We start from the raw sequence: 6818 nt of genomic DNA, 5'->3' as shown, positions 1-6818 counted from the left end.
AAAAATAAAAATTAACGTTGACGTTTGTCGCTTTGTTCAGTTTTCAAAGTTCAACCGCCGCTCTTAAGCGACTTTATTATCTTATCAAGCTATCAACGTAATGTCAACAACTTTTTAAAATTCTTTTTTCAGCTTCGTTGTTACGATTATGTCTCAACGACGCTTTATAATAATATAACGCTTTGCATATAAAGTCAATATGTTTCAAGAAGAAAAATGATTTTTTTCTCTTATTTAACTTCTTCCCTTACTGAGAAGTAATTAAACGTAAATAAACTAAATTTTCTAATTTTTTATCTATACTCTATATTAAAAAAGAAGCCCTTCACAAAAAGAGCTTCTTGCTTATCTTACTGATTAAGGTAAATAACGACGTGCACCTGCATACTCTTCAATATATCCCTTCGTGTTTAAAGGAATAATCTCTACTGTCCGCTCGGAGTTCGGCGAATGAATCATCATGCCATCTCCCGCATACATTGCTACATGGTGGACGCTTCCTTTTCCTTGGTTATAGGCAAAGAACAATAAGTCTCCAGGTTGAAGGTTGTTCATATCTACTGGTTTCCCTGCTCGAGACTGTGGCCCTGAGTCACGTGGAATCGTAATACCATGGGATTGGTACATCGTAAACGTAAATCCAGAGCAGTCAAATCCAAAACCGCTCATGCCAGCCCATAAATATGGAAGATTTAAAAATGCCTTTCCACTTTCAACAAGCTCCGTGCCAGTTGGTACAGGAATATCTTTTTGAGACGCGTAGATTTTTCCTGCTTTTGTAGAAATCCATGCTGTCTTTCCATTTGGTTTTAATACTTTATATGCACTCTTTGATTTTGCCAAAAGAGGTAAGCGCGTATTATAGCTAACTTCAATACCTTTCTTTTTTAAAGAAGGCGAATGATATAAATAAGTAGTCGGAGCCGTCACCATTACAAAAGGCTTCTTTGCATACTGTTCGTACCTTTTGCTATAGGTTAATTGTTTGGTAGGCATCCATCCGGGATATCCTAATTCATTTCGAGAAGTAGGCTGTCCGTCTACAGCTACTTTGACCCAGTCTCCTTGTTCGTCTAAAACCGTTACTTTGTTTCCATATAACGCTTGTGTCTCAAGCATCCCATCGCTAGATAACTGCTGCTTCTGTTTCAAATTCATCGATGTGGTCCACTTTTTCATATCTACAGGATTAGTAGCTGACGGAGCGTCCACTTCACGCAAGATGTTTGGTGCTGTCCACAGAGTAGCTGCTGCGACATCTATATAAGCAGTTTCTTTTTCTTCAGAAGCATGAACAGCAGGAACTGCACTGACCCCAAATGTAGCTAAAATAACTGTTGTTGCCGTCAAAAGCCAACGTTTTATATTCATCGTCTCTCTCCTTCTACTATATTACTATCCTTTTATTTTGAGATAGGAACGGTGATTTCTCCTATTCCAGGAAGATCTGATAAGAAAACCTCTTGACCGCTGTACTTTAACACATCCAGTTCAGTTGAAAGCCAAAGAGGAGCATCTAAGTCAAAATACGTGATATTCGGATGAGCGGCTGCCAGATGAGCAGCTGCTCCCACGGAAAGTGAGGGTTCCATCATGCTTCCAATCATACATGCAACACCGTTCGCCTCAGCAATACTTGCGATTTTTCTTGCTTCATTAATTCCTCCGCACTTCATTAACTTAATATTCAAAAGATCCACGTACCGCCCGCTTACAAGCCTTAATGCATCTTTGGCAGAAAATAGACTCTCATCTGCCATAATGGGTACGTTTACTCGTTCAGTCACAAACTTTAACCCTTCCCAATCATGAGCAGGGACAGGTTGTTCTACCAATTCAATACCAAAGTTGAGAGTTTCCATTTCATTAATTAATTGCACTGCTTGTTTTGGAGTCCATCCTTGATTTGCATCCAAACGAAGTTTTACATGATCCGGAATGACAGATCGAATATGTTTAATACGTTCAAGGTCTAGCTCAGGAATTGAACCTACCTTTACTTTTAAAATGTCAAATCCGTCCGCTGCACTTTTTTGTGCGTCTTCAGCCATTTTCTCAGGTGTATCAACACTTATCGTCATACACGTAGAGATAGGCTGCTTATCGCCCAAGAAAGCATATAAAGGAATGTTGAGAAACTTTGTATAAGCATCATGCAAAGCGATATCAGCAGCCGCTTTAGCACTTGAATTGTGAATACAGCAGCTTTGAATTTTTTTTAAGAGTTTTTGAAACTGACGTATATCCTCCCCTATTAGCGCTAGTTTAATAGGTCCTTGAAGTGCAGCTTGAATGCCTTCTAAAGAATCGCCTGTAATAACATATGTTGGCGAAGCCGCTCCTTTTCCTTTTATTCCGTTTTCTAACTGAATCTCTACACTTATACTGTCTATCTCTGTTGCTGTTCGAAGCGCTGTTTTAAACGGAACGAGCAGTGGAACGGTTTGATGCTTTACAGTTATGTCTTTAATTATCATTTCAATCGCTTCCTTTCGATTCAGCACAAATATTCTTTCATACGTATTTTTGGTTTATTCTTAAATCGCCCCTAAAATTTTGGCGATCATCATACCAAAATAAGTACCTAAGAAGGAACCCATCAGAGCCATAATGACTCCTACCGGAATCAGTGCACGGTTATAAGCAGCTGCAAGCATTGGAGCAGACGCCATTCCACCAATATTAGCTAAACTTGCTACTCCGAGCGTAAATAAATCATATTTAAATAGTTTAGCTAGCAACAGCATGATCACTAAGTGCACGAACATAATGAGAAAACCAGATACTAAGTAAATAGGAGCCTGAGCTAAATTTGAAAAATCTGATTGAGAAGCAATTAACGCTACAACGATGTATAACATAACGTTTGATACATCGAGCGTACCTGGAATTTTTGCCGCTGGGGTTACAGCAAGCACTAGACCAACGACAGAAGCAATCATAATCGTCCAGCTCGTTGCATTAATAACCGCTCCCACTTCAGGCAAACGCCCTCCGATAAATGTAGAAAATGCCGAAACGAACAAACCTAGACCAAGTAAATAAAGAAGATGCTGAAACTGAGGGCCTTCTTTTTCGCTTTCAGAAGTTGCTGCGACTTCATCTATACTATTCTCAATAAAGCTGACGTCTGCTTTTGTCCATTTATTAAATTTAGATGCAAATGGTACAAGCCAAAACATAAACATAACCCATACGGCATAGTTAATCGTATCCATCATAAGAGCGTAGCCAAATATATTTTCTGGAACATCCAAAATCCCTTGGAGAGCAACCATGTTAGCTGATCCTCCGGTCCAACTTCCTGATAAAGCACCAAAAGCTTTCCACGTATCCTCTACATAGAAATTCTTAAAGATGGCATAGACGAGGATAAAACCTACCATTATGCTAAAAACCGCGACGATGAATCCTCCCAGCATTCTTGGACCAAGTTTAATTACACTTCGAACATCACACTTTAACAGCATAAGCATCAGCATGGCCGGAAGCAGTGCATTTTTAACACCCGTATACATGGCGACATTTGATTCGCTATCCCCAAATAACCCTGCCGTTTGCATAAGAGCAGCTCCTATATAAATAAGTACAATACCCGGGATAAATTTGAAAAATCGATTGGCTTTAAATCTTTTTTCAATCCCTACCATGAGCGCAGCAAAGGCAGTTAACACACTCACATACATAAATCCATCTTGAATCATTTATTCTTCCCCCTTCATCTCCACGAAAATATTTTTATACAAAACAAAATCCAGCCCAACGTTTGAAAACGTCAGGCTGGATTTCGTCTAGGTCTATGTAGACAAAGCAGCTGTTATTTGCTGATATTTTTTCTGTGCATCATGAAACGCTACCACCAGCGCTTTTTGGGAAGACCCGAAGTAGCGGCTGTTAATTTCGTCTGTAAGGGTGGGATCACTTATGTGACGTCCAATAAAAATCGATTGAACAAATCGAACGGTCAACTCAATCGTCGCTGAGCATTCCACATCAACAATTTTCCCATTTGTTTTATCAACTACCAACCCTAAAAAATACTGATTGAACTTTTTAGTAATCGGATTGCTTTGAGGAGCTTTGGCATCTCCAATAATGTAGATAGTATCTTGATCATACATGAGTTTTTATTCCTCCTAAAAGAGATAACAGACGATGCTAGGGACCGGCAAATGAACGTTTGCGGAGCTACGCAACATGTATTCGCTTTCATAAGGAACATTATAATCTATTCTCAATATATCATCTATAAAACAATTTCACAATATAAATTTTATACTATTCAGAATAGAATAAAATTTTTTACAAAAAAAGATTAAGACATAACGAACTTAATCCAACCTAAAGACGAACAAATGGGATACATGAGCTGAACCGCTTGTTACACCGCAGTTGATTTCCATGCAAGACCTCGCTTTCCGCGGGCGGCCGCTGAGCCTCCTCGTCGCTTCCGCTCCTGCGGAGTCTCACCTGTTCCGCTTTTTCCGCAGGAATTTTCGTCTTGCCCTCCAATCAACTGCTAGAAGGAACAAAACAGATGAAACTTACGTTCACCACAACAAAAAACGAACCACTAATCAAACATGTTGATCAAGGGTTCGTTTTTCACTGTGGGTCAAGTACTTTTGTCCCGGCTTCTTTCTACGTCATCCTTTGAACATTGTAGAGGAAAAACGGTTAGGGTAATCTGTCATCACTACTTTTACTGAAGCCTGCTGGAGCTTCAAAAAGTCATTCATTTCATTAATTGTATATACCCGTAAGTCTAATCCCTCTTGCTTTGCTTTTTTCCCGTATGAAGAAAGAGCAAACGACATATCACAGTGTAGGTGCGCTCCTATCGATTTTGCTTTTCCAATCGCATCTTCGCTCACCCCTTCAAATAAAAAACCTGTTGGTATATATGAATGGAGAGATCTCACTTTAGCCAAGCTATCATAGTTAAAAGATGACAAAATAACTTGATCTTCTAAATTAAACTCATCAATTAGACGAAGAACCTTTTCTTCAAGTTTTGGATAGTAAATTTGGTCATTTTTTAATTCAATATTCAGGGTCAATTTTGCCTTTTTGTCCATCATCCACTCAAACACTTCTATTAAAGCAGGAATTGATTGGTTAGAAAAACGAGAATCATACCAGCTTCCAGCATCGAATAAACGAAGCTGTTTATATGAAAACTCTTGAACATACCCCATTCCGTTCGTTGTTCTATCAATTCGCTCATCGTGAATAACTACTATTTCCCCGTCTTTTGTTAATTGTACATCCAATTCAATACCTGCAACCCGCATTTTTCTAGCTTCTTCAAATGCAATCATTGTATTTTCAGGATACCGTCCACTAAAGCCGCGATGCGCATAAAGATTAATTGAAGTGTTCATTGTCTTCCATCTCCCCTAACTAGTTATTCACTAAATAAAAAGCTCGTCCTCAAAATAACTTGAAAGACGAGCTTCGTAATCATAGGTTATTTTTGATTCCCTACTTCTAATGCTCTATTTGTTTCTTTTGCAGCTTGATCAAGTGCTTCTTTCGGCTTTACTCCCTGGTACAGGCTTTCCATTCCTGTTACTACCTTTTGACGTGATTCCGGAAATACCGAAATTAAAGCGCCTTGTGTTGCGGGAGTTGATTTAGTTTTATGCAGCTGATCAACCGTCACTTTTAGTTGAGGATATTTTTTCCATTCTTTCTTTACAATTTCTTGATCATATGCTTTAGGATTAACCGCAAAATAGCCACTTTCCACGTGCCATTTTGCCTGAACTTCTGGTGTTGCTAAATATTTCATGAAGTCCCACGCCGCTTTGGATGTTTCATCACTAATTCCTTTAGACATCCATAAAGATGCTCCCCCGATAGCTACTCCTTGGCGATCCTCTTCCTTTGGCACAGGAAGATCTGATACGCCTACTTCAAATGGAGCATTGTCTACTAATGTTTTAATACCTGCTGATGAGTCCAGGAACATTGCAATTTTTTTAGATTGAAATGCTGCGCGCATATCATCCCAGTTTTGTCCTACATTGTAGAATGTACCTTCTTTATACATATCATTGATTAAATTAAATGCGTTTTGTCCTTCTTTTCCATTAAATACTGCCTTCTCAGCATCACCTTTACGGCCGTTTTCGTGATCTACATACAAGCCGCCTTGAGAAGCAACTAGCTCTTCAAAAAACCATCCGTAATTTAGAATTGAAAAACCGTATTGCGATGTTTTATTTCCTTGTTTTTCTGTTAACTTCTTTGCAGCTGCCTTTAATTCATCATACGTTTTTGGAGGATTTTCAGGATCTAACCCTGCTTTTTTAAAAGCATCTTTATTGTAAACAAGAACAGGTGTTGAAGAGTTAAATGGCATTGAATATTGCTTTCCATCTACTTGGTAATAGCTTGAAATGTTCTTCTCCCACTGTGAAGTATCATAGTGGTCTTGATCGATAAACTTTTGAACAGGCTGAATCTTACCGCTGTCTATCATGAATTTCGTTCCTACTTCGAACGTTTGCATAATAGCGGGTGCATCCTTTGTTCCTGCTACTGTATTAAATTTTGTTTGTGCTTCCTCATACGTTCCTTGGAAAACAGGTTTTACTTCGACTTTGTCCTGAGATTTATTGTACTCATCGACAATTTTATTGAGTGATTTTTCAAGGTCACCGCTCATAGCGTGCCAAAATACGACTTCTATTTTACCTGATGCTGTTTTTTTTGTTTCTTGCGCTTCCGAAGAACCAGTTGAATTTGAGCAAGCACCTAGAATAACTAGCAAGCATGCCGTTACGATAGCCAATATCTTTTTCATCACATTC

7 protein-coding genes are annotated in these 6818 nt (G+C 38.8%); all 7 read right to left on the bottom strand.

Features of this window, described 5'->3' with window-relative positions; translation table 11 throughout:
- Positions 1-357 precede the first annotated feature (357 nt).
- The 7 genes from ACFX4N_RS29125 to ACFX4N_RS29095 all read right to left on the bottom strand — a co-directional run bounded on the left by ACFX4N_RS29125 (position 358) and on the right by ACFX4N_RS29095 (position 6811).
- Positions 358-1371: a C40 family peptidase gene (locus ACFX4N_RS29125; RefSeq protein WP_013055204.1), complete on the bottom strand. Its 1014-nt coding sequence runs from the start codon at positions 1369-1371 to the stop codon at positions 358-360.
- A 32-nt stretch (positions 1372-1403) separates the two neighbouring features.
- A complete protein-coding gene (locus ACFX4N_RS29120; protein WP_013055203.1) occupies positions 1404-2477 on the bottom strand; it encodes a dipeptide epimerase in 1074 nt (357 codons plus the stop codon).
- A 60-nt stretch (positions 2478-2537) separates the two neighbouring features.
- A complete protein-coding gene (locus tag ACFX4N_RS29115; RefSeq protein WP_013055202.1) occupies positions 2538-3704 on the bottom strand; it encodes a DUF819 family protein in 1167 nt (388 codons plus the stop codon).
- A 93-nt stretch (positions 3705-3797) separates the two neighbouring features.
- A complete protein-coding gene (locus ACFX4N_RS29110; protein WP_013055201.1) occupies positions 3798-4121 on the bottom strand; it encodes a DUF3870 domain-containing protein in 324 nt (107 codons plus the stop codon).
- A gap of 260 nt (positions 4122-4381) precedes the next feature.
- A complete protein-coding gene (locus tag ACFX4N_RS29105; protein WP_255255964.1) occupies positions 4382-4516 on the bottom strand; it encodes a hypothetical protein in 135 nt (44 codons plus the stop codon).
- A 130-nt stretch (positions 4517-4646) separates the two neighbouring features.
- Positions 4647-5384 (bottom strand): glycerophosphodiester phosphodiesterase, encoded by a 738-nt coding sequence (locus ACFX4N_RS29100; protein ID WP_057274177.1) that lies wholly within the window; start codon positions 5382-5384, stop codon positions 4647-4649.
- A gap of 86 nt (positions 5385-5470) precedes the next feature.
- The gene (locus tag ACFX4N_RS29095) at positions 5471-6811 is read right to left on the bottom strand and encodes an ABC transporter substrate-binding protein (protein WP_192101329.1); all 1341 of its coding nucleotides are present in this window, start codon (positions 6809-6811) and stop codon (positions 5471-5473) included.
- Positions 6812-6818 lie beyond the last annotated feature (7 nt).

The sequence above is a fragment of the Priestia sp. YIM B13551 genome, assembly GCF_042787905.1.
Classification (GTDB): domain Bacteria; phylum Bacillota; class Bacilli; order Bacillales; family Bacillaceae_H; genus Priestia.
Note: the sequence above shows the minus strand (reverse complement) of the source record. Positions and strands in the feature narration are given on the sequence as shown.

Coding starts and splice junctions, on each gene's coding strand:
- ACFX4N_RS29120 (WP_013055203.1), bottom strand. CDS start 2,477: ATGATAATTAAAGACATAACTGTAAAGCATCAAACCGTTCCACTGCTC.
- ACFX4N_RS29115 (WP_013055202.1), bottom strand. CDS start 3,704: ATGATTCAAGATGGATTTATGTATGTGAGTGTGTTAACTGCCTTTGCT.
- ACFX4N_RS29110 (WP_013055201.1), bottom strand. CDS start 4,121: ATGTATGATCAAGATACTATCTACATTATTGGAGATGCCAAAGCTCCT.
- ACFX4N_RS29095 (WP_192101329.1), bottom strand. CDS start 6,811: ATGAAAAAGATATTGGCTATCGTAACGGCATGCTTGCTAGTTATTCTA.
- ACFX4N_RS29125 (WP_013055204.1), bottom strand. CDS start 1,371: ATGAATATAAAACGTTGGCTTTTGACGGCAACAACAGTTATTTTAGCT.
- ACFX4N_RS29100 (WP_057274177.1), bottom strand. CDS start 5,384: ATGAACACTTCAATTAATCTTTATGCGCATCGCGGCTTTAGTGGACGG.